General features: G+C 72.7%; 20 protein-coding genes. 11 read left to right on the top strand and 9 right to left on the bottom strand.

From position 1 onward, the window contains the following. Positions 1–18: 18 nt before the first annotated feature. From OO57_RS00465 to OO57_RS00455, 3 genes are read right to left on the bottom strand one after another with little or no spacing between them, the layout of a single operon-like run. Positions 19–1,032, bottom strand: coding sequence for a metal ABC transporter permease (locus OO57_RS00465; RefSeq protein ID WP_033250179.1), 1,014 nt, complete (start codon positions 1,030–1,032; stop codon positions 19–21). After that, positions 1,029–1,943 carry a metal ABC transporter ATP-binding protein gene (locus OO57_RS00460; protein WP_234337170.1) on the bottom strand — a complete coding sequence of 305 codons (915 nt, stop codon included), beginning with the start codon at positions 1,941–1,943 and terminating at the stop codon, positions 1,029–1,031. The genes OO57_RS00465 and OO57_RS00460 overlap by 4 nt, the downstream gene beginning before the upstream one ends. Before the next feature lie 51 nt (positions 1,944–1,994). Beyond that, positions 1,995–2,969: a metal ABC transporter substrate-binding protein gene (locus OO57_RS00455; protein WP_033250178.1), complete on the bottom strand. Its 975-nt coding sequence runs from the start codon at positions 2,967–2,969 to the stop codon at positions 1,995–1,997. A 286-nt stretch (positions 2,970–3,255) separates the two neighbouring features. Between OO57_RS00455 and OO57_RS00450 the strand changes: the two genes are divergently transcribed. Further along, positions 3,256–4,638, top strand: a complete 1,383-nt coding sequence (locus tag OO57_RS00450; protein ID WP_033250177.1) for a glycine--tRNA ligase — start codon at positions 3,256–3,258, stop codon at positions 4,636–4,638. Between the two features lie 258 nt (positions 4,639–4,896). Here the strand turns inward: OO57_RS00450 and OO57_RS00445 are convergent, their stop codons facing one another. From OO57_RS00445 to OO57_RS00430, 3 genes are all read right to left on the bottom strand, one after another. Further along, on the bottom strand, positions 4,897–6,429 hold the full coding sequence (locus tag OO57_RS00445; RefSeq protein WP_033250176.1) for a hypothetical protein: 1,533 nt from the start codon (positions 6,427–6,429) through the stop codon (positions 4,897–4,899). A 316-nt stretch (positions 6,430–6,745) separates the two neighbouring features. Next, entirely contained in the window at positions 6,746–7,324 is a 579-nt protein-coding gene (locus OO57_RS00440) for an NADAR family protein (protein WP_051776276.1), read from the bottom strand. A 1,393-nt stretch (positions 7,325–8,717) separates the two neighbouring features. After that, complete coding sequence (locus OO57_RS00430) at positions 8,718–9,221, bottom strand: hypothetical protein (RefSeq protein ID WP_033250175.1); 504 nt, start codon at positions 9,219–9,221, stop codon at positions 8,718–8,720. 135 nt (positions 9,222–9,356) lie between these two features. Here OO57_RS00430 and OO57_RS00425 point away from each other — a divergent pair, with 135 nt between their 5' ends. The 8 genes from OO57_RS00425 to OO57_RS00390 all read left to right on the top strand — a co-directional run bounded on the left by OO57_RS00425 (position 9,357) and on the right by OO57_RS00390 (position 18,411). After that, on the top strand, positions 9,357–10,625 hold the full coding sequence (locus OO57_RS00425) for a sensor histidine kinase (RefSeq protein WP_033250174.1): 1,269 nt from the start codon (positions 9,357–9,359) through the stop codon (positions 10,623–10,625). Next, the gene (locus OO57_RS00420; protein ID WP_033250173.1) at positions 10,613–11,260 is read left to right on the top strand and encodes a response regulator; all 648 of its coding nucleotides are present in this window, start codon (positions 10,613–10,615) and stop codon (positions 11,258–11,260) included. Before OO57_RS00425 ends, OO57_RS00420 begins: the two co-directional genes overlap by 13 nt. Further along, positions 11,257–12,150: a DUF4097 family beta strand repeat-containing protein gene (locus tag OO57_RS00415; RefSeq protein WP_033250172.1), complete on the top strand. Its 894-nt coding sequence runs from the start codon at positions 11,257–11,259 to the stop codon at positions 12,148–12,150. Before OO57_RS00420 ends, OO57_RS00415 begins: the two co-directional genes overlap by 4 nt. Positions 12,151–12,241: 91 nt before the next feature. Then, positions 12,242–13,429: a tRNA dihydrouridine synthase DusB gene (gene dusB, locus OO57_RS00410; protein WP_418909862.1), complete on the top strand. Its 1,188-nt coding sequence runs from the start codon at positions 12,242–12,244 to the stop codon at positions 13,427–13,429. Between the two features lie 566 nt (positions 13,430–13,995). Continuing rightward, a complete protein-coding gene (gene ppdK, locus OO57_RS00405; protein ID WP_033250171.1) occupies positions 13,996–16,704 on the top strand; it encodes a pyruvate, phosphate dikinase in 2,709 nt (902 codons plus the stop codon). A gap of 231 nt (positions 16,705–16,935) precedes the next feature. After that, positions 16,936–17,460, top strand: a complete 525-nt coding sequence (locus OO57_RS00400) for a ribonuclease (RefSeq protein ID WP_033250170.1) — start codon at positions 16,936–16,938, stop codon at positions 17,458–17,460. Positions 17,461–17,578: 118 nt separating this feature from the next. Then, positions 17,579–18,076, top strand: coding sequence for a hypothetical protein (locus tag OO57_RS00395; RefSeq protein ID WP_033250169.1), 498 nt, complete (start codon positions 17,579–17,581; stop codon positions 18,074–18,076). After that, a complete protein-coding gene (locus OO57_RS00390) occupies positions 18,073–18,411 on the top strand; it encodes a transcriptional regulator (RefSeq protein WP_033250168.1) in 339 nt (112 codons plus the stop codon). Before OO57_RS00395 ends, OO57_RS00390 begins: the two co-directional genes overlap by 4 nt. Positions 18,412–18,641: 230 nt before the next feature. Here the strand turns inward: OO57_RS00390 and OO57_RS00385 are convergent, their stop codons facing one another. After that, positions 18,642–19,397, bottom strand: coding sequence for a GNAT family N-acetyltransferase (locus OO57_RS00385; protein WP_033250167.1), 756 nt, complete (start codon positions 19,395–19,397; stop codon positions 18,642–18,644). 653 nt (positions 19,398–20,050) lie between these two features. On the opposite strand from OO57_RS00385, the gene OO57_RS00380 reads away from it, so the two are divergent. Then, complete coding sequence (locus OO57_RS00380; protein WP_033250166.1) at positions 20,051–20,992, top strand: PAC2 family protein; 942 nt, start codon at positions 20,051–20,053, stop codon at positions 20,990–20,992. Between the two features lie 12 nt (positions 20,993–21,004). Next, positions 21,005–21,943, top strand: coding sequence for an SGNH/GDSL hydrolase family protein (locus OO57_RS00375; protein WP_051776294.1), 939 nt, complete (start codon positions 21,005–21,007; stop codon positions 21,941–21,943). A gap of 107 nt (positions 21,944–22,050) precedes the next feature. Here the strand turns inward: OO57_RS00375 and nirD are convergent, their stop codons facing one another. Both nirD and nirB read right to left on the bottom strand, forming a co-directional pair. After that, the gene (nirD, locus tag OO57_RS00370; RefSeq protein ID WP_033250164.1) at positions 22,051–22,398 is read right to left on the bottom strand and encodes a nitrite reductase small subunit NirD; all 348 of its coding nucleotides are present in this window, start codon (positions 22,396–22,398) and stop codon (positions 22,051–22,053) included. Continuing rightward, the gene (gene nirB, locus OO57_RS00365) at positions 22,395–25,022 is read right to left on the bottom strand and encodes a nitrite reductase large subunit NirB (RefSeq protein WP_033250163.1); all 2,628 of its coding nucleotides are present in this window, start codon (positions 25,020–25,022) and stop codon (positions 22,395–22,397) included. The genes nirD and nirB overlap by 4 nt, the downstream gene beginning before the upstream one ends. Positions 25,023–25,422: the final 400 nt, after the last annotated feature.

Raw genomic sequence — 25,422 nt, 5'->3', positions numbered from 1 at the left:
ATCGGGTGGTTTCGCACATCATTGTGCCAGCCCCCGACTTGACAGTGACTCCCCCGACAACGGCTTGCCGACCGCGGCCCCCGCCGGTGCCCGGACCGGCTCCGTGGTCTCCACGACTGCGCCGGCGCCCTCCGCGGTTCCCGGATCGCGGGTGGAGTTCGCGCCGCCGGGCAGGGCCACGTCGCACACCGCCGGACCGTGTTCGGCCGAGGCCCGGTGGCGCCGCCTGGCCAGCGGGGCGGCGATCGCGCTGAACAGGGCGAAGGTGAGGATGGCGAGGAAGACGATGGTCGGTCCGGACGGCAGGTCGGCCTGGTAGGAGGTGCCGACGCCGAGCAGCGCCGTCACCACGCCCACGCCGATCGCGGTGGCCTGGGTGGCCGCGAAGGAGCGGGTCAACTGCTGGGCGGCCGCCACCGGGACCACCATCAGCGCGCTCACCAGCAGCAGGCCGACCACCCGCATGGCGACGGTCACGGTGACCGCGGCCATCACCGCGAGCAGCAGGTTCAGCACCCGCACCGGCAGGCCGGTGACCCGGGCGAACTCCTCGTCCTGGCAGACCGCGAACAGTTGGCGGCGCAGGCCCACGGTGACCGCGAGGACCACCGCGGCGAGCAGGCCGATCACCGCCAGGTCGCCGGGGGAGACGAACAGGATGGAGCCCCACAGGTAGCTCTCCAGGCTGCCCGCGCCGGACTGGCTGCTCATCGAGACCAGCAGTTTGCCGCCGGCCATGCCGCCGTAGAAGAGCATCGCCAGCGCGATGTCGCCGCGCTGGTTGCCGCGGGCCCGGACCAGCTCCATCACGACGGCGCCGAGCACGCAGACCAGCACCGCCGTCCACATCGGGTTGGCCTGGAACAGGAAGCCGAGGCCGACGCCCGTCAGCGCGACGTGCCCGATGCCGTCGCCCATCAGCGCCTGTCGGCGCTGCACCAGGTAGATGCCGATCGAGGGCGCGGTGACGCCGACCAGGACGGCGGCGAGGAACGCCCGCTGCATGAAGTCGGGTTGGAACATCTCGATCATGCCAGTAGCCCCTGGGTGGTGCGGTGGTGGTCGTCGGCGTGCGGGTGGACGTGGTCGTGGCCGGGCAGCGCGTGCTGGCCGACGTTCCGGGGCGGCGGCCCGTCGTGCGCCACGCAGCCGTCGCGGAGCACCACGGCGCGGTCGATCAGCGGCTCCAGCGGGCCGAGCTCGTGCAGCACCAGCAGCACCGCGCAGCCGCGCTCCACCTCGCTGCGGAGGATGTCGGCGAGCACCTGCTGGCTGTCCACGTCGACCCCGGCCATCGGCTCGTCCATGATCAGCAGGTCGGGGACGCCGACCAGGGCGCGGGCGATCAGCACCCGCTGGTGCTGCCCGCCGGACAGGTGGGCCACCCCGTCTCCGGCCCGGTCCAGCATGCCGACGGCGGTCAGCGCCCGGTCCACCGCGGCCCGGTCCTTGCGGCGGAACGGCAGCAGCCGGTGCTGCGGCAGCCGTCCGGTGGAGACCACCTCGCGGACGGTGGCCGGCACCCCGCCGGCCGCGGTGGTGCGCTGCGGGACGTACCCGATCCGGTGCCAGTCCCGGAACCTGCGGCGGGGGCGCCCGAACAGTTCCAGGTCGCCGTGCTCCAGCGGCACCGAGCCGATCACGCTCTTCACGGTGGTGGACTTGCCGGAGCCGTTGGCGCCCAGCAGGGCGACCACTTCGCCCGGCCGGACGGTCAGGTCGACGCCGCGCAGCACCGGCCGCCCTCCGACGGTGGCGACCGCGCCCCGGAGGGCGACGACCGGGGGTCCGGTGTCCGCGGGTCCGGTGTCCGCGGGCCCGGTGTCAGCGGGGCTGGTGCGGCCGGGGTCGGTGTGGTCGGGGCCGGTGTCGCCGGGTCCGGTGGCCTCGGAGGAGGACGGACGCGGCCGGTCGGAGCCTGTCGGGGAAATGACAGCACTCATAGGTGGTTCCTCGCTCTGCTCTCGCCGCTCGCTCAGGTCCGCTCGGATGGTTCAGCGGGCGCCGAGTGCGGCCCGCAGGTTGGTCAGGTTCTGCCGCATGACGGAGAAGTAGTCGTTCCGGTCCGGCTCCTTGATCCCCTCCAGGGGGTCGAGCACGGCGGTCTTGAGCCCCAGGTCGGTGGCGACGGTCTCGGCGAGCTTGGGGCTGACCAGGGCTTCGAAGAAGACGGTGGTCGCGCCGTTCTCCTTGGCGGCGCGCTGGATCGCGGCCATCCGGGACGGGGTGGGCTCGGCCTCCGGGTCGACCCCGTTGATCGCGACCTGCTCCAGCCCGTAGTGGTCGGCGAGGTAGCCGAACGCGGCGTGGCTGGTGACGAAGGTCCGGGTGTCGGTGTCGGCCAGGCCCTTCTTGAACTCCCCGTCCAGGGAGGTCAACCGGGCCACCAGGTCGTCGGTGTTGCGCTGGTAGTCGGCGGCGTTGGCGGGGTCGATCTCCGCGAACTCGGCGCCCACGCTGCGGGCCACCGCCGCGTACCGGGTCGGGTCCAGCCAGATGTGCGGGTCGCCGGTCGCGCCCTCGTGCTCGTGCTCGTGTCCCTGCTCGCCGTCGTGCGCCTCGTTCTCGTCCTCCCCGCCCTCGTCCAGGTGGTGGTCCACCAGCGGGGAGACGGCGGTGGCGTCCACCGCGTGCTTGACGTGGGACTGCGCGACGGCCTTGTCCACGGTCGGCTGCAGGCCCTTCAGGTAGACCACCGCGTCGGCCCGCTGGACGGCCGCGACCTGCTTGGCGGTCAGCTCCAGGTCGTGCGGCTCCACGCCGGGGGCGGTCAGGTCGGTGACCTTGACGTGCTCCCCGCCTATCTGCCGGGTCAGGAACTCCATCGGGTAGAAGGAGGCCACCACCTCCAGCTTGCCGCCGTCCTTCCCCGCCGCGCTGCTGACGCCGCCGCAGGCGGAGAGCAGCAGCGATCCGACGACGGCGGTGACGGCGAGGGCTGCCGGGGGGGAGGGGCGACGAATCTTCATGACAACCATTCTCATCTTATCTGGAAATGATTGTCAACTTGCATTGGGTGGGGCCGTCCCCTACGAGCCCGCGGCGCCGTCCTCGCCGTCGTGCTGCCGCAGCCTCACCGGGCAACCTCCAACACGCCGGAGAACGCACGGCTGTTCACTCCCGGTACAGCCACCCGGCGGCCCGCCCGTGCCACTATCGAGTTGAACCCCGCCCCTGCATCCCCGGTACCCTGAGTTATTCGGGCGCGCGCAACCAGCCGCGCCCTGACCGTGCCGTCGTACTGAAGAGAGCACTGTGGCCGCCGACAAGATCGACACGATCGTCAGCCTGAGCAAGCGCCGTGGCTTCGTCTACCCTTGCAGCGAGATCTACGGCGGTACCCGCGCCGCCTGGGACTACGGTCCGCTGGGAGTCGAGCTCAAGGAGAACATCAAGCGCCAGTGGTGGCGCGCGATGGTCACCGCTCGGGAGGACGTCGTCGGCATCGACTCCTCGGTGATCCTCGCCCGCGAGGTCTGGGAGGCTTCCGGCCACGTCGCGACCTTCAACGACCCGCTGACCGAGTGCCTCTCCTGTCACAAGCGCTTCCGCGCCGACCACCTGGAAGAGGCCTACGAGGCCAAGCACGGCAAGCTCCCCGCCAACGGCCTTGCCGACCTCAACTGCCCGAACTGCGGGAACAAGGGCGCCTTCACGGAGCCCAAGGAGTTCTCGGGCATGCTGAAGACGCACCTCGGCGTCACCGAGGACGCCTCCGGCCTGGCCTACCTGCGCCCCGAGACCGCGCAGGGCATCTTCACCAACTTCCGCGCCGTGCAGACCACCACGCGCAAGAAGCCGCCGTTCGGCATCGCCCAGGTCGGCAAGAGCTTCCGCAACGAGATCACCCCCGGCAACTTCATCTTCCGCACCCGCGAGTTCGAGCAGATGGAGATGGAGTTCTTCGTCAAGCCGGGCGAGGACGAGACCTGGCACGAGTACTGGCTCGAGCAGCGCTGGAACTGGTACGTCGACCTCGGCCTGCGGACCGAGAACATGCGCTTCTTCGAGCACCCCAAGGAGAAGCTGTCCCACTACGCCAAGCGCACGGTGGACATCGAGTACCGCTTCAACTTCGGCGGCAGCGAGTTCTCCGAGCTGGAGGGCGTGGCCAACCGCACCGACTACGACCTGACGGTGCACAGCGAGCACTCCGGCCAGGACCTCAAGTACTTCGACCAGGACGCGAACGAGCGGTACTTCCCGTACGTCATCGAGCCCGCGGCCGGCCTCAACCGCGCCATGCTGGCCTTCCTGCTCGACGCCTACTTCGAGGACGAGGCGCCGAACGCCAAGGGCGTCATGGAGAAGCGCGTCGGCATGCGGCTCGACCCGCGGCTGGCCCCGGTCAAGGTCGCGGTGCTCCCGCTGTCCCGCAACGCCGACCTCTCGCCCAAGGCCCGCGGCCTCGCCGCCGACCTGCGCTCCGCCTGGAACGTCGAGTTCGACGACGCCGGCGCGATCGGCAAGCGCTACCGCCGCCAGGACGAGATCGGCACCCCGTTCTGCGTCACCGTCGACTTCGACACCCTCGAGGACAACGCGGTGACCGTGCGCGAGCGTGACACCATGGCGCAGGAGCGGGTGTCGCTCGACCAGGTGAAGTCCTACCTGGGCGCCCGCCTGATCGGCTGCTGACACCGGGCACCGGAAACAGCGCCGCAGCGGGCTGGTCAGTTAGCCAGCCAGCCAGCCAGCCAGCCAGCCAGCCAGTCAGCCAGTCAGTCCTCCGTCCGGCCGACGGGCGCCCCTCCCGGGGCGTCCCGTCGGCCGGACGGCGTTCTCGGGGCGGACGCGCCCAACGGCCCGGCCCAGTCGCTCCGTTCCACTGGCCTCCTGCTCCCCGTTCCCGCCCGCGGCCGGGCCGGAGGAACGAAGAGCCGGGCGGAAGCCCGTTCAGCGGCGCAGGCGGGACTTCGGCCGGGACCTGGGTGCCGACTCGGTCGGCAATCCGGCGGTGCGCAGCGCCGCGAACGCGCTGCGGGCCCGGTTCTCCTCCAGGCCGTCGGCGGCGAACAGCACCGCGTCGTACAACTCCGCCGAATCCCGGACCGCGGCCGCGAACTGGCCGACATCGCTCGCCGAACGCATCCGCACCAGCTCGCCGACCAGCTCGGCAGCTGACTCCCCGTCCAGCGCAGCGGCGATCGCGGCGACCTCCCCGACCGGTCGACCCGCCGCCTGGCGCAGCAGGTGGCGGACGTCGTCGGAACGCCCGGCCGACCGCAGCTTCCCGGTCAGTTCGGAGAGTTCAGCGGCGGGGGCGGAGGCGCGCTCCCACAGCAGGGTCTGCCCGTCGGCGGACTGCCCGGACTGCTCCAGCGCCGCGAGCAGCGCCGGGAGGACCTGCGTGCTCACCGACCACAGGGCGTGGAACAGGTCGGCGGCCTCGTCCACCAGCCCCGCGCGGCGTAGTTCGGCCAGGGCGGCCGCCGCGTGCTCCGGGGCGCCGGCGGCCACCGACCTGGCCAGATAGGTGGAGGAACCGGCCGGTCCCTCGGCACGCAGCAGCGTGGCCAGTGCGACCAGGTCGCCCGGAGTGATCATCAGCGCCGCCTGGCCGACGAGGGCCGCGGACTCGTGCACCGCACCCTGCCGGTGCAGGTCGGCGATCCGCTGGACGAGGGTGACCAACTCCACGCCCGTCCTGGCCCGGGGCCCGCTGCCGGTGCTGCTGCCGGTGTTGTCGCCTCCGGCGTGCGGGGGGACGGTGCTTCCGGCCCTTTTGCTGTCAAGGCCCGTGTGAGGGGGGCGCGTTCTGGCCCAGGAGGTGCCGACGGGTTCATCCGTTCCGGCGTTCGGGTTGCTGCCCCGGGCGGCCGTGCCGTGTTGTCCGCTGTCGGTGCGGGGCGGGGGAACGGAGGCGGCAGCGGGGTCGTCGCTCTGCCGGGCGAGCCGCAGCGGGCGGCTGGTCCCGAACCGGGCGCCGCGCAGCTGCGGGGCGTCGGCGGTCGGGGGAGTGATCGGGGCGGCGGCATCGGTCGTGCCGCTCGGTTCTTCGGATGCGGCGCTCCGGTCGGGGGCGGGGCCGGTGCGGTGTCCGCTGCCGAAGCGGGCCCCGGTGGGGAACTGGCGTTGCGGAGGCACCAGGGAAGCGGTCGGCCCGGTCGGGCGGTGGTGGGCCCCGGGTTCTTCGGTGCGGCTCCGGGGAGTGTCGGGCAGGGCGGGGGAGGGTCCGTTGGCCAGTCGGCCCGCCAACTGCCGGTCCTCGGCAGCCAGGAGGCGGTCGCTCAGTTCCAGGCAGCGTGCGCCGAGTCCTTCGCGGAGGTGCTGGGCCTGGACGAGTTGCCGCAGCAGTTCGGGATCGGGCTGCCTGGGCGGGCGGCCGTACGCGGGCGCGTGGTCGGGTTCGTGGCCGCCCCGGACGGCTTCGGCGAGTCTGCGTTCGCGCTGCGCGGCGAACTGCCGCGCCCTCAGTAGTTCGTCCAACTCCGCTCTGAGCGTTTGGACATCGGCCGAGTCCGGCCCCGGATTGTGTACGGTCATCGCGCCCCGCCCCGACCTCTCCGTGGAGGCCACCCGCCCGGCCTCCGAACACAACAACTGGTGGCCATCCTGGCGGTGCCGTACGGCGGCCACGTTACGGGAGCAAGTCTTAACCTTTGCGAGATGGGGGCGCGAGTGGCCGGTGTGGTGCGGAAGGCCGACGGGACTCGGTAGTTTCGGCCAAATCCCGGTCGGCGCACCCTGTTTGTGTGGTAAGCGGGTCAGCTACTGCCCCGGTAGCGTTCACCGGGGGATGAGGTCAGCCCGTCAGCCGGGCCCGTGCCTCCATCAAGGCGAAACCGAGCAGGTTCGAACCCTGCCACCGGGCGGGGGAGTTCGCCCGCTCGTCGTCGGCCGCGAGCCCGATGCCCCAGATCCGGTCGAGCGGGCTGGCTTCCACCAGGACGCGCCCGCCGGTGCCGAGCAGGTACGCGCGGAGCCGTTCGTCCTGTCCGAACTTCGCGGTGCTGCCGACCACCACCAGTTCGAAGCGGTGCGCCACCCACCGCTCCTCGTCGAACCCCGCGACCAGACGGCCCAGGTTCTTCGCCTCCGCGGGCGTCCGTGCCCGCAGGATGCCCGGGACGGCCTCCTCGTCCCCGAACAGCCGGGCCTTCCCGGCCATCATCCAGTGTTCGGCGGTGCGGTACTCGACCCCGTCGACGGTGAACGGGGAGGGCCACCACTGGCTGAGCGCACCTGGCCCGATCTGCCCGTCCCGCTGCGGCCGGTGCCCCCAGAAGTGCAGGTACTTCGGGCGGGCTCCGGACGCGACCGCGGCCGTCAACTGCTCGCGGGTGCGCGCCTCCAGCGGAGGGAGGACCGGGCTCGTCGTCATGGCGTCATCATCGCACCGGCCCCGACCGGCGGCTTTCCATTTTCTGCGCGGCGACCCGCCGTACCGCGCCCGGCCCGCACCCGGGGATCCGATGCGCGGCAGTCCCTGCCGACCGTGCCCCGCACCGGCGAGCGCGGCCCCGGTAGCGGGGCCGATGGCCGGATCACGGGCGACGGTCGGCAGGGTCGATCGCACTGTGCAGGAGTCAAGGAGCAGGAGGGGCAGGGAGGAGGAATGCGATCAGGTCGGTGGCGGTGTCGGCCGCCGGAGCATCGGTGGGGCCGTGCGACTCCTCTCGGCTCGGGAACGGGCGGGTGGGTGGGTCGGGTGAGTTGGCGGGGGCGGACGGGTCAGGCGCGGGGAGGGACGTCCGGGACCTCCGCCCCGCGGACCGTTCCCTCTGGGCGCTCAGTACCTGGCCGGAGAGCGGCGACGCGAACCGGTCCGCCTCCCGCCGGGCTGTCGCGGGCCCCCTCCCCGTAGCGGTTCTGCCGTTCCGGGGAGGGCTGCCGCCGTACCCCGGGATCGCGCCGGGCGGAGGCGGCCGCTCTCGCCCCGGCGGACGGCACCGGATGCGACCGGCCCGGGCGGGGCAGGGCTGCCCGAGCACCGGTGCGGGGCCGCGGCCTGGTGGCCAGCACCGCGCCGGGCGCCCGGGTGGGGCGGCCGCACCCGCCGACCCCCGGGGCTGCCGAGGGACCGGGGCCGGGGCAGAACTTCCCGGCGTCGGCCGGGCAACCCGGCCCGGCCGACGCCGCGGCGATCAGCAGCCGGCTCGACACCCCGGCGTACGACCGGCTCGCCGGGGGCCCGGGCACGGCTCCCTGAGCGGACCGCTCCGTCAGGTGGACGTTCTGCACTGACACTCCTTCCGTGGGGAAGCCGATGGGCAGTTCGCCCACCGGAGCCGGGGTGGCGGCACGCTCCCGGAGCGGCCGGAACCGACGCCACCGACCGGCAGCCGACGCCGGACCGCGGCCGTCCGCGAGGAACGCCACCGACCAGCACACGGCTGCCAGCGGCAACTCCGCGCACACCGCCATCAGCAGGGCGACCAGCAACTCGGACCGGCCGGTCGCCGTCGCCACGTCGCACCCGGCGTCCGTGACCAGCAGGACGCCGGCCAGAACGGCGGGACCGAACGGGCGCCGCCCTCGCCGCAGCTGCACGGCGGCAGCGGACAGGGCGGCCGACTCGGCCAGGTCGAGCACCGCCCAGGGAGGGCCGCCGGGAAGCGAGGCGAGCAGCACCGACCAGGGCAGCAGGATCAACCCGCAGCCCAGGAGCAGCACTTCCGGTCGCAGCCACCGGGCCCGCGGGCCCGGAACCGTCGGACGCCCCGTCCGGACGAGGCCACCCGCACCGGCCCGGACGGGCCCGGTGAGGAACCCGCTCATGCTGCACCTTTCTGCTCCGTGTGCCCCGCGCAGGCGCAGCCGGGCACCGGCAACTGCGCCCAGCGGAACTCGCCGGCCGCCGAGGCGAACCAGAACCGGCCCGCCGTCCGCACGGCCGAGGCCCCCGTCGCCCGCCGCCGCAGGCCGCCGGTGAGGAAGCGCACCGGCGGGGGCGCCCCGCAGGGCGGCAACCGGCCCCAGGCACAGGAGAACGGACCGCCGCCCGGCCTCCCGGACGCCCCGCGCCGTGCCCCGCGCAGCCCGGTGCCACCGAGCGGCGACTCGACCACGACGTCGAGCAGTTCGCCGTACTCGTAGACCTCCACGGCCGGTCGGCGACCGGCCCGCAGCCGCGCCGCCCACGGGCCGACCGCGGCGATCAGCCCCAACCCGTCCGGTTCGTGGACGAGTTCGCGGAGGAAGTCGGAGGAACCGGGGGCCGTCGCCCGGAAGGGGGAGAACGGGCCGCGGCCGCAACGCATCAGGTTCGTGTTCGTCATGCCGTCAAGAATCGTTCGGAGCAAGGATCTTGTCGGTAATGCACGCATCCGTGTTTTTGGTGTACCCAGGTACACCAAAAACACGGAGGCCTGCGCCATGGAAGCCGAAATCGGGCGGCCTCTACGCTGATCCGCATGTTCCAGTCGAAGATCGACACGCCCCCGCGCCGGGCGGTCCGGGGCGCCGCGGGCCGGGCCGTCCTGGCCGCCCTGGCCGCGCGCACGCCGTGGTCCGCGGGCGCTCGACGGGACTCGCTGTTCCTGGCCGCGGGCCTCCCGTTCGGCCTGCCATGGCTGGTCGTCCCCGGCGCCTCGGGCGGCGTCCTGCTGCTGTGGCTGCTCCTGACCGTGGCCCTCCTCGACCTGCTGACCACCGCCCAGCGCAGCCGGGTCCGCGCCCTGCGCGGGGTGGAGGTCCCGGGCCGGGTCCCGCCCGGGGCGGCCTGGCTGGCCCGGCTCCGCGCGGGGCTGACGTGGCGGCAGGCGGTCCACCACCTGGTGGTCGCCCCGGTGCAGGCCCTGTGCGCCGGCCTGGTGATCGGCCTCTGGGGGGCCGCGGCCGTCCTGCTCGGCTTCTTCGGCTGGGTCTGGCTGCTGCCGCCCGGCAACTCCCTGCGGGCCCGGCCGGGTTGGGTCGTCGACGGCGCCGTCGCCACCCTCGGCGGCCTGCTCCTGCTGGCCGTCGTGCCCTGGCTCGCCGCCCTGTTCGCCGCCGTCGACCTGTGGGCGGTCCGGGCCCTGCTCGGCCCCAACCGGGCGGAGCTCCTGGAGCGCCGCGTCGAGCACCTGGCCCGCAGCCGGGTGGACGTGGTGGATGCGGCCGACGCCGAACGGCGCCGCATCGAACGGGACCTGCACGACGGTGCGCAGCAGCGCCTGGTCTCGCTCGCGATGAACCTGGGGCTCGCCCGGCGCACCCTCAAGCACCTCCCGGCCGAAGCCATGGAGGTCATCGTCGCCGCGCACGAGGAGGCACAGGCAGCCGTCAAGGAGCTCCACGACCTGGTCCGCGGCCTGCACCCGGCGGTGCTGGAGGACCGCGGGCTCGACGCGGCGCTCTCCGGCATCGCCGCCCGCAGCCCCGTCCCCGTGCACCTCACGGTCGACCTCCCGGGCCGGATAGCCCCCACCGTGGAGGCGGTCGCCTACTTCACGGTCTCCGAGGCCCTGGCCAACGCCGCCAAGCACTCCCGGGCCTCCCGCATCGACCTCGTCCTGCGCCGGGCCGCCGACCGGCTGCACATCACCGTCACCGACGACGGCGTCGGCGGGGCGGACGCCGACCGCGGCACCGGCCTCACCGGCCTGCGCAAGCGCGCCGCCTCGGTCGACGGATCCTTCGCCGTCACCAGCCCCCGCGGGGGCCCGACCACCATCACCATGGAGCTGCCATGCGAGCTGTGATCGCCGAGGACTCGGTCCTCCTGAGGATCGGCATCGTCAAGGTACTGGAGAGCGAGGGCTACGAGGTCGCTGCCGCCGTGGGGGACGCCGAGGCGCTGCTCGCCGCCGTCGAGGAGCACCGCCCGCAGATCGTCGTGGCGGACGTCCGGATGCCCCCGGGGTTCACCGACGAGGGGGTCCGGGCCGCGCTGATGATCCGGCGGCAGTGGCCCGGCACCGCGGTCGTCCTGCTCTCCCAGTTCGTCGAGGAGCGCTACGCGGCGGACTTGCTGGCCAAGAACACCAGCGGCGTCGGCTACCTGCTCAAGCAGCGGGTCGCCAACGTGGACGAGTTCGTGGAGGCGCTGCAGCGGGTCGCCCAGGGCGGCACCGCCCTCGACCCGGAGGTGGTCGCCCAACTGCTGCTGCGCCGCGACAGGGATCCGCTGCACCGGCTGACGCCCCGCGAGCGGGACGTGCTGGCCCTGATGGCCGAGGGGCGTTCGAACACCGCGATCGCCGAGTCCCTGGTGGTCAGCGACAGCGCCGTCTCCAAGCACATCAACTCCATCCTCACCAAGCTCGACCTGCCGCCCGCGGAGGACACCCACCGCAGGGTGCTCGCGGTGCTGCGCTTCCTGGAGGTCAGCCAGTGACCCGAGCCGTCCCGTCGGAACACCCGCCGGAGCAGCGGTCCGCTCCCGGGCCGGGCCGGCTCGCCCGCTGGCTGCCGGTCCCGGGGCCGGTCGGGCCGCCCGCCGCAGCGGGCCCGGGCGAGCGCCGGGCCTGGCGGATCGTCGGCGTGCTGGTCCTGGCCTGCGTCCTCCTGCTGGGCGCCGGGGCCACGGGGGCGTTCCTCGTCCAGCAGGAGACCACCCAGGAGCGGACGTACTTCGAGCCGGTCGGACAGCTCGACATCGACGCCGGCCCGGCCCAGGTCACCGTCCGCTCCGGGGCCACCGACCGGGTGGTGGTGTCCGAGCGGATCGGCTGGGCCCTGCGGAAGCCCACCGTCGCCGAGCGGATAGACGCGGGCACGATGTCGCTCTCCGTCGGCTGCCCGGAAGCCCGGGTCCTGCAGGGCTGCCCGGTGTCCCTGGAGATACAGGTGCCGCCGACCACCACCGTCCACGCCCGCAACGGCTCCGGGCGGACGGAGGTCGTGGGCCTGTCCGGCAGCGTCTCGGCGGAGACCGGCAGCGGCCAGATCCAACTGACCGGGGTCAGCGGGCCGGTCTGGGCGCGGAGCGGGTCCGGCCAGATCACCGGAACGGGGCTGAGCGCCTCCAGAGCCCAGCTGTCCTCCTCCTCCGGGGACGTCACCCTGCAGTACGACCGCCCGCCGGACGAGGTCACCACCCGCCTCGCCTCAGGGAACCTCGTCCTGCAACTGCCCGACGACCACAGCCGGTACCGGATCGACCTCAGCCTCGACGGCGGCCACCGGGCGGTCGACCAGTCCCTGCAGGACGTCGACTCACCACGGCTGCTCGACGTCACCTCCGCCTCCGGCACCGTCACCATCGGCCGGGCGGGGGCGTCCTGACCGCCCGGACCGCCCGGTCCGGCGGGTGGGAGAGAATGGAGAGTCCGGAAGCCCGCCGTTGGGGCCCTACCCGTATGAGGATCCGCCGCGCATGACCACCACGCCCGACACCGCCCAGGCCACTCCCGCAGCACCCGGCACGCCGGAGTTCGCCCCGTTGAACATCGGGCCGATGCAGGTCTGGCCGCCGGTGGTGCTGGCGCCGATGGCCGGCATCACCAACGCCCCCTTCCGCACCCTGTGCCGGGAGCAGAGCGGCGGCCGGGGCCTGTACGTCTCCGAGATGATCACCACCCGCGCCCTGGTCGAGCGCAACGCCAAGACCATGCAGCTGATCAAGTTCGACCCGAGCGAGAAGCCGCGTTCGATCCAGCTGTACGGGGTGGACCCGGAGACCGTCGGCAAGGCGGCGCGGATGATCTCCGCGGAGGGCCTGGCCGACCACATCGACCTCAACTTCGGCTGCCCCGTCCCCAAGGTGACCCGCAAGGGCGGCGGCTCCGCGTTGCCGTACAAGCGCAACCTGCTGCGCGACATCCTGCGTCAGGCGGTCGCCAACGCGGGTGACCTGCCCGTCACCATGAAGATGCGCAAGGGCATCGACGACGAGCACCTCACCTACCTCGACGCGGGCCGGATCGGCGCGGAGGAGGGTGTCTCCGCGATCGCCCTGCACGGCCGCACCGCGGCCCAGCACTACGGCGGCACCGCGGACTGGTCGGCCATCGCCCGGCTCCGCGAGTCCGTCCCGTCCGGCATCCCGGTGCTCGGCAACGGAGACATCTGGTCCGCCGACGACGCGGTGCGGATGATGCGCGAGACCGGCTGCGACGGCGTGGTGGTCGGCCGGGGCTGCCTGGGACGGCCCTGGCTGTTCAAGGACCTGGTGTCGATCTTCGAGGGGGAGGTCGACTACGCCCGCCCGACCTTCGCGTACGTGGCCCGCGCCATGGTGCGGCACGCCCAACTGCTGGGGGAGTGGCTGGGCGACGAGGCCCGTGGCGTCATCGACTTCCGCAAGCACGTCGCCTGGTACACCAAGGGCTTCTCGGTCGGGTCCGAGCTGCGGGTGCGGCTCGCCAGCTCCAGCTCGCTGACCGAGCTCGCGGAGACGCTGGCCCTGGTCGACCAGGAGCAGAGCTGGCCGATCGGCGCCGACGGCCCCCGCGGCCGGACCAGCGGCAACAACCGGGTGGTCCTGCCCGAAGGCTGGTTGGACGATCCGTACGAGTGTGCCCGGCTCGCCGAAGACGCCGAATCGGACACTTCTGGTGGCTGATCTGTACTCAATGGCAGGTCTGACGTAAATCCCGGCCTGGCCGCGACGTCCCGGCCGTGTTGTCCAAGCTGGACAGTAGGGCTCCTCGGAGGCGAATTCGAGCAACGCAGAGCGACGAGAGAATCAACGGAAAGCGATGCCCGACGTAGGCCGACTCCGCTCGACGGCTGAGATGCGCTCGTGATGCTGGCCACATATCGTGGCGAGTGACAGTCGGTCAGCAGACTTCGCCAAGGTGTACAAGTCGGGATCGCTTCCCGAACGGGCTCTCCGGCGGATCGCCGCGGCTGGCTGCAGGAAATCAAGCCGGGGAAACGTGGCGGAGCGAATGCCGTCACCATGTGTCCGGTTCGCGTGAGCTGTATGTGGCGACGCCTTCACTTCTTGAACTGTCACAAGCGTCATCCGGACGATTTCAGCAACGCAGGCAAACGCCCGCCCGGGCATTAGATCTGCTGGCCAATCGCCCGCCCAGCAGCTCGTACGAGCTATTCGCTCCCCTAGAAGGCCTTCGAAATGGGTATGTTCTCCGGCGTCAGGCCAACCGTGTGCGAGGAGAACGACCCGTGGCGGCGCAGCAGAAGTTTGTTTACTCCTTCACCGAAGGAAACAAGGACCTGAAGGACCTTCTCGGCGGGAAGGGTGCGAACCTCGCCGAGATGACCAACCTGGGTCTCCCCGTCCCTCCGGGGTTCACCATCACCACCGACGCCTGCAAGGTCTTCCTGGAGACCGGCAGCGAGCCGGGATCGCTGAACGAGGAGATCACCGGCCACCTGGCCGCCCTCGAGCAGCAGATGGGCAAGCAGCTCGGCCAGGCCGACGACCCGCTGCTGGTCTCGGTGCGCTCGGGTGCCAAGTTCTCGATGCCCGGCATGATGGACACCGTCCTGAACATCGGCCTCTCCGACGCCTCGGTGGCCGGGCTCGCCGCCCAGTCCGGCAACGAGCGCTTCGCCTGGGACTCGTACCGCCGCCTGGTCCAGATGTTCGGCAAGACCGTGCTGGGCGTCGACGGCGAGCTGTTCGAGGAGGCGCTGGACGAGGCCAAGCACGCCAAGGGCACCGCCGACGACCTGGACCTCACCGCCGCGGACCTGGAGTCGCTGGTCGCCACCTTCAAGGCGATCGTGCTCCGGGAGACCGGCCGGGAGTTCCCGCAGGAGCCGCGCGAGCAGCTCGACCTGGCGATCCACGCGGTCTTCCACTCCTGGAACGGCGACCGGGCCCGCCTGTACCGCCGGCAGGAGCGCATCCCGAACGACCTGGGCACCGCCGTCAACGTCTGCACCATGGTCTTCGGCAACCTCGGCGAGGACTCGGGCACCGGTGTCGCCTTCACCCGCGACCCCTCCACCGGCACCCAGGGCGTCTACGGCGACTACCTGCAGAACGCCCAGGGCGAGGACGTGGTGGCGGGCATCCGCAACACCCTGCCGCTGGCCGACCTGGAGCAGCTCGACAAGAAGTCGTACGACGAGCTGATGACCATCATGCACACCCTGGAGACCCACTACCGGGACCTGTGCGACATCGAGTTCACCATCGAGCGCGGCAAGCTCTGGATGCTGCAGACCCGGGTCGGCAAGCGCACCGCCGCCGCCGCGTTCCGGATCGCCGTCCAGCTCGTCGACCAGGGCCTGATCGACCTGGACGAGGCGCTGCACCGGGTCACCGGCGGCCAGCTCGCCCAGCTGATGTTCCCGCGCTTCGCGCCCACCTCCGAGACCAAGCCGGTCGCGTACGGCATCGCCGCCTCGCCCGGCGCGGCGGTCGGCAAGGTGGTCTTCGACTCGTACACCGCGGTGAAGTGGTCGCGCTCCGGCGAGCAGGTCATCCTGGTCCGCCGCGAGACCAACCCGGACGACCTCGAAGGCATGATCGCGGCCGAGGGCATCCTCACCTCGCGCGGCGGCAAGACCTCGCACGCGGCCGTGGTCGCCCGCGGCATGGGCAAGACCTGTGTCTGCGGCGCCGAGGAACTGGAGGTCGACACCAAGAACCGCAAGTTCACCACCGCCGACGGCCAGGTCGTCCACGAGGGCGACGTGGTCTCCATCGACGGCGCCAACGGCAAGGTGTACCTGGGCGAGGTCCCGGTGCTGCCGTCCCCGGTGGTCGAGTACTTCGAGGGCACCATCCACGCCGGCGCCGACGTCCAGGGCGGGCTGGTCCAGGCCGTGCACCGGCTGATGTCGCACGCCGACGGCCGCCGCCGCCTCGCGGTGCGCGCCAACGCCGACAACGCCGAGGACGCGAACCGCGCCCGCCGGTACGGCGCCCAGGGCATCGGCCTGTGCCGCACCGAGCACATGTTCCTCGGCGAGGAGCGCCGCAAGGAGGTCGAGCACCTGATCCTGGCGGACAACGACAAGGACCGCGAGACCGCGCTCTCCAGCCTGCTGCCGCTGCAGAAGGGCGACTTCCTGGAGCTCTTCCAGTCGATGGACGGCCTCCCGGTCACCGTCCGGCTGCTCGACCCGCCGCTGCACGAGTTCCTGCCGGACATCACCGAACTGTCGGTGCGCGTCGCCCTCGCCGAGGCCCGCAAGGACCCGAACGAGAACGACCTGCGCCTGCTCCAGGCCGTGCACCGGCTGCACGAGGCCAACCCGATGCTCGGCCTGCGCGGCGTCCGCCTCGGCCTGGTCATCCCCGGCCTGTTCGGCATGCAGGTCCGGGCGATCGCCGAGGCCGCGGCCGAGCGCAAGCTGGCCGGCGGCGACCCGCGCCCCGAGGTGATGATCCCGCTGGTCGGCACCGTCCAGGAGCTGGAGCTGGTCCGCGACGAGTGCGAGCGGGTGCTCGCCGAGGTCGCCGCGTCCACCGGCGTCAGCCTGGACATCAAGCTCGGCACCATGATCGAGCTGCCGCGCGCCGCCGTGACCGCGGGTCAGATCGCCGAGGCCGCCGACTTCTTCTCCTTCGGCACCAACGACCTGACCCAGACCGTGTGGGGCTTCTCCCGGGACGACGTCGAGGCCTCCTTCTTCACCGCCTACCTGGAGAAGGGCATCTTCGGGGTCAGCCCGTTCGAGACCATCGACCGCGACGGCGTCGGCGCCCTGGTCAAGAACGCCGCGCAGGCCGGCCGGGCCACCCGCCCCGACCTCAAGCTCGGCGTCTGCGGCGAGCACGGCGGCGACCCCGACTCGGTGCACTTCTTCCACGAGGTGGGGCTGGACTACGTGTCATGCTCTCCCTTCCGGATCCCGGTGGCGCGCCTGGAGGCAGGCCGCGCCGCCATCGAGACGGCGGGCAGCGACTCGCGCTGACACGAAGCAGCGCGGTTCACTGACCGCACCCCTCCGGAAGGGGAGGGGCGTACGGCGGAGCTCGGCGCAGGAGAGCCGCCGTACGGAGCAGCCGGGGCGGGAGCGGACAACGGCGTCCGCTCCCGCCCCGGCGGCGTTCCCCGGGCCGGGCGCCCCGCCCGTCCGACCGCGCCGTCCGACCGCGTCCTCCGCCTGCGCCGTCCGGGTGGGCCGGTGCGGCAGGCTTGGGGCATGAACAGCAGAAACCGCCTGGTCGGCCTCGTCGCCGCGATCCTGCTCGGCCTCGCCGCCGGGGTCGCCGCCCTGCTGAACGGCGGGAACGACCCGGACGGTGCGAGCGCCGCGAAGTCCCCGTCCGCCGGGCCCACCGGGTCCGCCGCCGCGACCCGGGGCGCAGCCGCGAGCACGCCCAAGCCCTCGGCTCCGGCCAAGTCGCCCACCGCCCGGGCCGCCTGGACGCCCACCGATCCGGCGCTGGCCGACGTCTGCCGCAGCGCACTGCCCGCCCAGGCCCTCGACACGCTCGGCCTGATCGCCCGGGGCGGCCCCTACCCGTACCGCTCGGACGGCGTCGTCTTCGAGAACCGGGAGGGGCGGCTGCCCCGTCAGGGGAGCGGCTACTACCACGAGTTCACCGTGGTCACGCCCGGGTCGGGCGACCGCGGGACCAGGCGGATCGTCACCGGCGGCACCGGCGAGCAGTACTGGACGGCCGACCACTACGCCACCTTCCGGGAGGTCGATCCGCGCTGCTGAGGGGGCCGCTGACGGGCCGTCGGAAAATTACTTTCCCTTCTGGAAAGTACGTGACAGAGTGGCAGCACTTGATCCGGCAGCGGGCCGGATTCGACGGCACGTCCGCTCGGGGGAACCGATGGTTGACGACAGGCAGCACGCGCACGAGCAGTCCGAGGAGCTCACGCCCGCACAGGCGTTGGAGCTCGCCCAGCGAGCCCAGGCAGCAGCCCGGCGGCCCGCGCCGATGCCCTGGTGGTACGGCCCCGGGGTGGGCGCCGCCCTCGCGGTCTACTGCGCGGCGATCGGGCAGAGCTTCCAGCGACAGGCGCAGTGGCTGATACCGCTGTGCGCGGCCGCCCTCGCGGCGGTGCTGGCGGCCATAGTGCGGGTGGCCATGCGCTCCAGCGGGGTCGCCGCGCAGTTCGAGAAGACCAAGGTCCCGCCGAACGTCCTGCGGGCGCTCGTCCTGACCGTCCTGCTGGCGGTGCTGGCCTGGCTCGGCACCTGGCTGGCCACCGGCGAGCAGGGGTGGGCCATGGCGGCCGCGGGCGTGGTCGGCGGCCTGGCCGTGTGGGGCGTCATCACCCTGGCCAATCGAGACGTCAAGGAGCAGAGCATGAGCAGCGAGCAGTGAACGGACTCGACCCGATACTCCACCAGCCCACCAGGCTCACCGTCCTGGCCTTCCTCAGCGGATGCCAGGAAGCCGAGTTCTCCGTCGTCCGCGACTACTGCCAGGTCTCGGACTCGGTGCTCAGCAAGACCGCGGCGGGCCTGGAGACGGCCGGCTACCTGCGGGCCCGCAAGGGCTACGTCGGGAAGCGGCCCCGCACCTGGCTCTCCGCGACCCAGCAGGGCCGCGCCGCCCTGTCGGAGCACCTCGCGGCGCTCCAGCACCTGGCCGCCGCCGCGGAGGCGGCCGGGTCCGCATCCGGTTCCGGAGCCGGAGCGGAAGGGGGCGAGGGCTGAGCCGAGCGGCGGAGCACGGGCCGGTCCGGTGGAGCGTCAGCAGGATCACACCCAGGAGCGGAGGTGGGCCCAACGCCGTGCTGTCCGTGCTCCTTGACAACTCGACAGAGCGCAGAGAACCCCGGGAACCCCATCCCGGGAAACCCCGGGAAACCCCGGGGAGGAACCGGACAGGGCGGGTGCCCGACGCCGCTGACGTCGCGCACCCGCCCCGGAACGGGAAGGCCGGTTCAGGCAGCCGACACCAGGGAGTCACCGATCATCGGATCGGCGACCAGGGGGCTGCCGTGTCTAAGGCACTCCTGGTTGAGCGGCGCCGGGTCCGGCGCGCTGGGCGAGGTCGCGGCGGCGATCCGCAACTCGATGATGTCCCGGACGGCGGGCCACTCCTCGTCCAGGATCGAGTAGAACGCAGTGGACCGGACCACCCCGTCCAGGCCGCGGGAGTGCGCCCGGCGGACCCCCTCGGAGGTGGCGCCCAGCCGCTCGATGGCGATCCGGGAGCGGGTGTTGCGGGCGTCCGCCCGCAGCGAGATCCGCTGCACCCGCCACACCTCGAAGGCGTACCGCAGCATCAGCAGCTTCGCCTCCGTGTTGATGCCGGTGCCCTGCGCCCGCGGGGACAGCCAGGTGTTGCCGATCTCCGCGGCGTCCGGCACCGCCTGCAGCGGGTCACCGTGCGGCACGCCCGGCGCGGGCGGCCAGACCAGCGGGCCCTGCCAGTAGTCCAGTTCCAGGAAGCGGGTCGAGCCGACGACCCGGTTGTCGGCCGTGCTCACGGTGGCGAACGGCATCGACCGGCCCGCCGCCCGATCGGCGAGGGCACGGGCGACGTACTCCCGGGCGGCTTCCAGGCCGTGCGGGACAGGGGTGAAGGCGTAGGTCGTACGGTCCTCGGAACCGGCCACGGCCAAGGCTGCGGCGTGGTGCTCGGCGAGAGGTTCCAGCCGCACGGTGCGGCCGTAGAGGGTGACGGGTACGGGCACGGATCCTTCGGTCCTTCGGCGGTCGTCGGGTGCCCGCGTGCCGGGTTCGCGGCGCGAGGACAGTGGTCGTATCGCCCCGGCCCCGGAGAACGGCCGCCCGGGGGCGCTACGCCAGAGGCTCGGGCGTGCGGCGGGACGGCAGCCCGGAGGCGGGCAGCGCGGTGCCGGTGCGGACACGGGTCGACGGACCGATCCGGCGGGATGAGCGACGGGACAGTGTGCGTCCGCGAGATGGCCGAGAGGGAAACGAGATCACGAAGCGAAGCAGGCGGCCAGGTGAAGGCAAGGTGCGCATGGGATGGCTGGCAGCGCAACGGACCGGGGCGTGGCCCACGACGTGACAGACGGCGTGGCGCGACGACGCGACGATGCGAGGCAGCGAGAGGACGATACCCGCCAGAAGGCGGTGCGTCACTTCGCGGCGCGCCAACGGGGGCGTGTGGGTCCTTTCGGCACGCCGGGACGCTCCGCCGCCCTACCGGTCGACCCGTCTGCCACGCCCGCGACCAGGCGCTTTACCCGGAGGTGAGAGGATTCGAGAGACGGCGTGAAGACTCGTGCGGGGACGGGAATGTCGGCGGGCCGTCGCACGCTGGACAGATCAGATCCGAAAGCATTCCGAGACGACGAGACGGAACGGGGATGGGTGCGCCGTGCGTGATCCCAAGGAGCTGTACGAGCTGGAACCGCAGGGTGTGACCGCCCTGGCGGCGGCCCGCGCCGCCGCCGAGGCCGGTGCCGGCCTGGTGCTGCTGTACCACTTCGAGGGCTTCATGGACGCCGGTGAGGCGGGCGGTCAGGTCGTTGCGCACCTACTGGAGCAGGGGGCCCCGCAGGTGGTGGCCCGCTTCGACCACGACCGGCTGGTCGACTACCGGGCCCGCCGCCCCGCGATGACCTTCGACCGCGAGAGCTGGACGGACTACGACCCGCCGGAGATCCAGCTCCAACTGGTGCGCGACGCGGTGGGCGCGCCCTTCCTGGTGCTCACGGGCCCCGAGCCGGACACCGAGTGGGAGCTGTTCGCGGCTGCCGTCGGCCACCTGGTGGAGCAGTTCGAGATCAGGCTCGCGCTCTCCTTCCACGGCATTCCGATGGGCGTCCCGCACACCCGTCCGGTCGGTCTCACCCCGCACGGCAACCGGGTGGACCTGGCGGCGGGGCACCCCAAGTGGTTCGACCAGGCACAGGTGCCCGGCAGCGCCCAGGCACTGGTCGAGTACCGGCTCGGCGAGGCGGGGCACGACGTGCTGGGCTTCGCGGCCCACGTCCCCCACTACATCGCCCGCTCCTCCTACCCGGCCGCGGCGGTGGCGATCCTGGAGGCCGTCCAGTCCGCGACCGGCCTGGTCCTGCCCGGCAGCGAGCTGCGGGCCCGGGTCAACGAGGTCTACGCCGAGATCGAGGACCAGCTCTCCCAGGGCGACGGCGAGCTGCGCTCGGCGATCCAGGGCATGGAGGGCCAGTACGACGCGGTCTCCGGCGCGGTCGACCGGGAGAGCCTCCTGGCCGAGGCCAGCGACCTCCCCTCGGCCGACGAGCTCGGCCGCAGGTTCGAGGAGTTCCTGGCCGAGCACGAGCGCGGCGCCGAGTAGGTGCGCCGCGGGTTGTCGACCGCCGCGGCGGTCCTGGCGGGGGCGGCCCTGATCGGCACCGCCGGGTGCAGCGCGGGGTCGGCCGCCCCGTCGCCGGAGCCCGACCGGGCCTCTCCGGCGCCTTCCGCCACCCCGGTCACCGGGCCGTACGTCGCCCTCGGGGACTCTTACACCTCGGGCCTGCGGATCCCGCCCCAGCACGGCTCCCCGCAGGGCTGCGGCCGCTCGGGCGTCAACTACCCGTCGCTGGTGGCCCAGCAGCTCGGCCTCAAGGACTTCACCGACGTCAGCTGCAGCGGCGCCCGCACCGGCGACCTGACGGCCGCCCAGCGGACCGACGACGGAACCAACCCGCCGCAGTTGGACGCGCTCGGCGCGGCCACCCGGCTGGTGACGCTCGGAATCGGCGGCAACGACGCAGGCTTCCTCGACGTGCTGGGCCGTTGCGCGATCGAGAACGTCCGGCACGGCCTGACCGGCCGGGGCGACGAGGCGCCCTGTCGGGCGTACTACACGACCGGCGCCGGGCGCGGCGAGGTCCAGCGGAAGATGACGACCACCGGGGAACGGCTCGCCGCGGTCCTCGCCGAGATCAAACGGCGGGCCCCGCAGGCCGAGGTGCTGCTTGTCGGGTACCCGGCCCTGGTGCCGCAGGACCCGGGCCGCTGCGTCGACACCCTGGGCGAGGGGATCGCCGGTGCCGACGTCGGCTTCGTCGCGGAGCAGGAACAGCAGTTGAACAGCATGCTCCGGCAGCGGGCCGAAGCCGCCGGGGTGGCGTTCGTCGACACCTACTCCTCCTCCGCCGGCCACGACATGTGCGAGGCCGCGGGCACCCGGTGGATAGAGCCCCTCGCCGCCGACCAGGGGCTGGCACCGATCCACCCGAACGCCCAGGGCCAACAGGGCATGGCCGCCGCCGTCCTGGCCTCGCTCCGGCAACAGCACTGACCTCGCCCCCGTCGGCGGGACGACGGGGACGAGGTCGGTCAGGCGGGCCGGGCGGCTGGATCGGGCGGCTGGGTCGGACGGATGGCCGGGCCCCCGCCCCCGTCCGGTCAGGCGGAGCGGGCCGTGTGGACGGCGATCCGGACGTCCTCGTCGTCCAGGCACTCCCCGGTGAGCAGGTCGAAGCGCTGCTTGAGCAGCGGCGAGGCCACGTAGACCCGGCCGTCCGCGGTGGAGCCGATCAGGCCCCGGGAGAGGACGTACGCGCCGGTGAACGGGTCGCGGTTGTCGACGGCGTAGATGCGGTCGCTGCCGTCCCGGAACACGGCGGCCTGGCGGCCGTCCGGCAGCAGGACGGCGACGCCGCGGCCGGGGACCAGCAGGTCCCAGTCGCAGACCGGGGACCAGCCGGCGGGGGAGAGCAGTTCGACCCGGGTGGCAGAGGCGGTGATGGTCATCGGGCTTCCTCCAGGATGCGGTCGGCCGGGAACGGGGCGTTGTCGGGGTCGAGGGCGGCGAGCAGCTGCTCCTCGGTGGCCAGCAGCACCAGGTCGGGCTTGACCTGGTCGCGCTCGGGCACGAAGCGGATGCTCGGGTCGGGCACCCCGGGGGCGTTGACGAAGGAGACGAACCTGCGCATCCGCTCGGGGTCGGCCAGGGTCGCCGCCCACTCGTCCTGGTAGTCGCCGATGTGGCGGGCCATCAGGGCCTCCAGCTCCTCGGCGATGCCCAAGGAGTCCTCGACCACCACCTCGCGGACGTGGTCCAGGCCGCCCTCGATCCGCTCCAACCAGGTGGAGGTGCGCTCCAACCGGTCGGCGGTGCGGATGTAGAACATCAGGAAGCGGTCGATCAGGCGGACCAGCTGCTCGTCGTCCAGGTCCTGGGCCAGCAGGTCGGCGTGCCGCGGGGTGGCACCGCCGTTGCCGCCGACGTACAGGTTCCAGCCGTTGGTGGTGGCGATGACGCCGAAGTCCTTGCCGCGGGCCTCGGCGCACTCGCGGGCGCAGCCGGAGACCGCGGACTTGAGCTTGTGCGGCGAGCGCAGGCCGCGGTAGCGCAGCTCCAGCTGGATGGCCATGGCGACCGAGTCCTGCACGCCGTAGCGGCACCAGGTGGAGCCGACGCAGGACTTCACGGTGCGCAGGGACTTCCCGTACGCGTGGCCGGACTCGAAGCCCGCCGCGACCAGTCGGCTCCAGATCATCGGCAGCTGGTCCACGCTGGCGCCGAACAGGTCGATCCGCTGACCGCCGGTGATCTTGGTGTAGAGGCCGAACTCCTTGGCCACCTCACCGATCACGATCAGCTTGTCCGGGGTGATCTCGCCGCCGGGGATGCGCGGCACCACCGAGTAGGAGCCGTTCTTCTGCAGGTTCGCCAGGAAGTGGTCGTTGGTGTCCTGCAGGCCGCTCTGCTCGCCGTCCAGGATGTGCCCGGAGGCCTCCAGCTCGGGTGCCAGCGAGGCGATGATCGAGGCGACCGTCGGCTTGCAGACCTCGCAGCCCTCGGAGCCCTCCGGCGCCCGGCCGTGCTCGGCGAGCAGCTGGCGGTGCGTGGGGATCCGCTTGACCAGGACGATCTCGTACAGCTCGGCCCGGGTGTGGGCGAAGCACGGGCACAGGCCCCGGTCGACCTCGACGCCGCCGGCCTCCAGCTCGTCCGCGACGATCGTGCCGAGCAGCTTCACGCAGGAGCCGCAGTTGGTGCCCGCCCGGGTGCACTTCTTCACCTCGGGGACGGTGGTGCACTGGTGGTCGGTGACGGCCGCCCGGATCGTGCCCTTGGTGACGTTGTTGCAGCTGCAGACCACCGCCTCGTCGGGCAGTGCGGAACTGCCGAGCGAGACGGCGGTGTCCGCACCGGCGGGCAGGACCAGCGACTCGGCGGGGACGGGCAGCGGCCGACCGGTGCCCGCCAGCGGGCGGAGCGTGGCGTAGGCCGAGGCGTCGCCGACCAGGATGCCGCCGAGCAGCTCCCCCTCGCCGGTGACCACCAGCTTCTTGTAGACGCCGGAACGGGAGTCGGAGTAGACCACGTCGAGCGAGCCGGGCGTGCTGCCGAAGGCGTCGCCGAAGCTGGCCACGTCGACGCCGAGCAGCTTGAGCTTGGTGGAGAGGTCCGCGCCGGTGAACGGCTGCGCGGCCTGCTCGGCGAGCTGCTGGGCCACCGAGACGGCCATCTCGTAGCCGGGGGCGACCAGGCCGTACACCCGGCCGTCCACCGCGAGGGCGCACTCGCCGATGGCGAAGACGTGCGGGTCGGAGGTGCGGCAGTGCTCGTCGATCGCGATGCCGCCGCGCTCACCGACCGTCAGACCGGCCTCGCGGGCCAGCTGGTCGCGGGGGCGGACACCGGCGGAGAAGACCACCAGGTCGGTGGCCAGCTCGGAGTCGTCGGTGAAGGACATGCCGACCGCGCGCCCCTCGGCGACGGTGATCGCCTTGGTGCCGATGCCGGTGTGCACCACCACGCCCATTGACTCGATGGTCCGCCGCAGCGCGGCGCCGCCGGCGTCGTCGACCTGGACGGGCATCAGCCGCGGCGCGAACTCCACCACGTGGGTCTCCAGGCCCAGGCCCTTCAGCGCACCGGCGGCCTCCAGCCCGAGCAGGCCGCCGCCGACCACCGCACCGACCCGGGCCCCGGCCGAGTACGCCTCGATCGCCTGGAGGTCCTCGATGGTGCGGTAGACGAAGCAGCCCTCGGCGTCCCGGCCGTCCACCGGCGGGACGAAGGGGTAGGAGCCGGTGGCCAGCACCAGGGTGTCGTAGGAGAGGGTGTGCCCGGCGGCCGTGGTGACGGTCCGGGCCGCCGGGTCGAGCGAGACGGCGGGGGAGGAGAGGTGCACCTCGAACCCGTGCCGATCGGTGAAGCCCTCTTCGGCGAGCAGCAGGTCGTCCGCGCTCCGGCCGGAGAAGTAGGAGGTCAGGCCGACCCGGTCGTAGGCGGGCCGGGGCTCCTCGGCGAGGACGACGACCCGGTAGCGGGCAGCGGCACCGGTGTCGGCCAGGGCCTCCAGGAAGCGGTGGCCGACCATGCCGTAGCCGACCAGGAGCAGTGTGGGCTTGGTGGTGGTCATCGGGAAGTCCCTCCGAGGTCGTGCTCCGGACGGTGGGAGGTCGGAGCTGGCGGGCTGGCCGAGCGCCGACCGGATCACCGTCGCTCCGGGGCGCAGCACGCCTCCGGTCCCGCCGGAGGCCTCGACCGGACGGGCCTTCGGTGGCCCGTGACCCGGTCGCTGTCGTGGCACCGAGCATGCTCGGAGGGTGTTTCCCGACCGGGGCCGCCCTGTTTCACCGCCGGAACTTCGACCTCAGCAGCGCCGGGCGGCGACTGTGAGAGCGGCCGCGCCCGGGCGCTGACGCCCCTTTACCAGGCGGCGGGCCCGTACAGGGGCAGGACCACCGATCCGGAACGTGATTCGAGGAGAAGTCGGTACGAGGGGGTAGTCGAGTGCGTACCCTGCACGCAGGGGAGCG

Origin of the sequence: Kitasatospora phosalacinea (genome assembly GCF_000717185.1) — a bacterium.
GTDB classification, from domain to species: Bacteria; Actinomycetota; Actinomycetes; order Streptomycetales; family Streptomycetaceae; genus Kitasatospora; species Kitasatospora phosalacinea_A.
Note: the sequence above shows the minus strand (reverse complement) of the source record. Positions and strands in the feature narration are given on the sequence as shown.

Coding starts and splice junctions, on each gene's coding strand:
- OO57_RS00465 (WP_033250179.1), bottom strand. CDS start 1,032: ATGATCGAGATGTTCCAACCCGACTTCATGCAGCGGGCGTTCCTCGCC.
- OO57_RS00460 (WP_234337170.1), bottom strand. CDS start 1,943: ATGAGTGCTGTCATTTCCCCGACAGGCTCCGACCGGCCGCGTCCGTCC.
- OO57_RS00455 (WP_033250178.1), bottom strand. CDS start 2,969: ATGAAGATTCGTCGCCCCTCCCCCCCGGCAGCCCTCGCCGTCACCGCC.
- OO57_RS00440 (WP_051776276.1), bottom strand. CDS start 7,324: ATGACGACGAGCCCGGTCCTCCCTCCGCTGGAGGCGCGCACCCGCGAG.
- OO57_RS00430 (WP_033250175.1), bottom strand. CDS start 9,221: ATGACGAACACGAACCTGATGCGTTGCGGCCGCGGCCCGTTCTCCCCC.
- OO57_RS00425 (WP_033250174.1), top strand. CDS start 9,357: ATGTTCCAGTCGAAGATCGACACGCCCCCGCGCCGGGCGGTCCGGGGC.
- OO57_RS00420 (WP_033250173.1), top strand. CDS start 10,613: ATGCGAGCTGTGATCGCCGAGGACTCGGTCCTCCTGAGGATCGGCATC.
- dusB (WP_418909862.1), top strand. CDS start 12,242: ATGACCACCACGCCCGACACCGCCCAGGCCACTCCCGCAGCACCCGGC.
- OO57_RS00400 (WP_033250170.1), top strand. CDS start 16,936: ATGAACAGCAGAAACCGCCTGGTCGGCCTCGTCGCCGCGATCCTGCTC.
- OO57_RS00395 (WP_033250169.1), top strand. CDS start 17,579: ATGGTTGACGACAGGCAGCACGCGCACGAGCAGTCCGAGGAGCTCACG.
- nirD (WP_033250164.1), bottom strand. CDS start 22,398: ATGACCATCACCGCCTCTGCCACCCGGGTCGAACTGCTCTCCCCCGCC.
- nirB (WP_033250163.1), bottom strand. CDS start 25,022: ATGACCACCACCAAGCCCACACTGCTCCTGGTCGGCTACGGCATGGTC.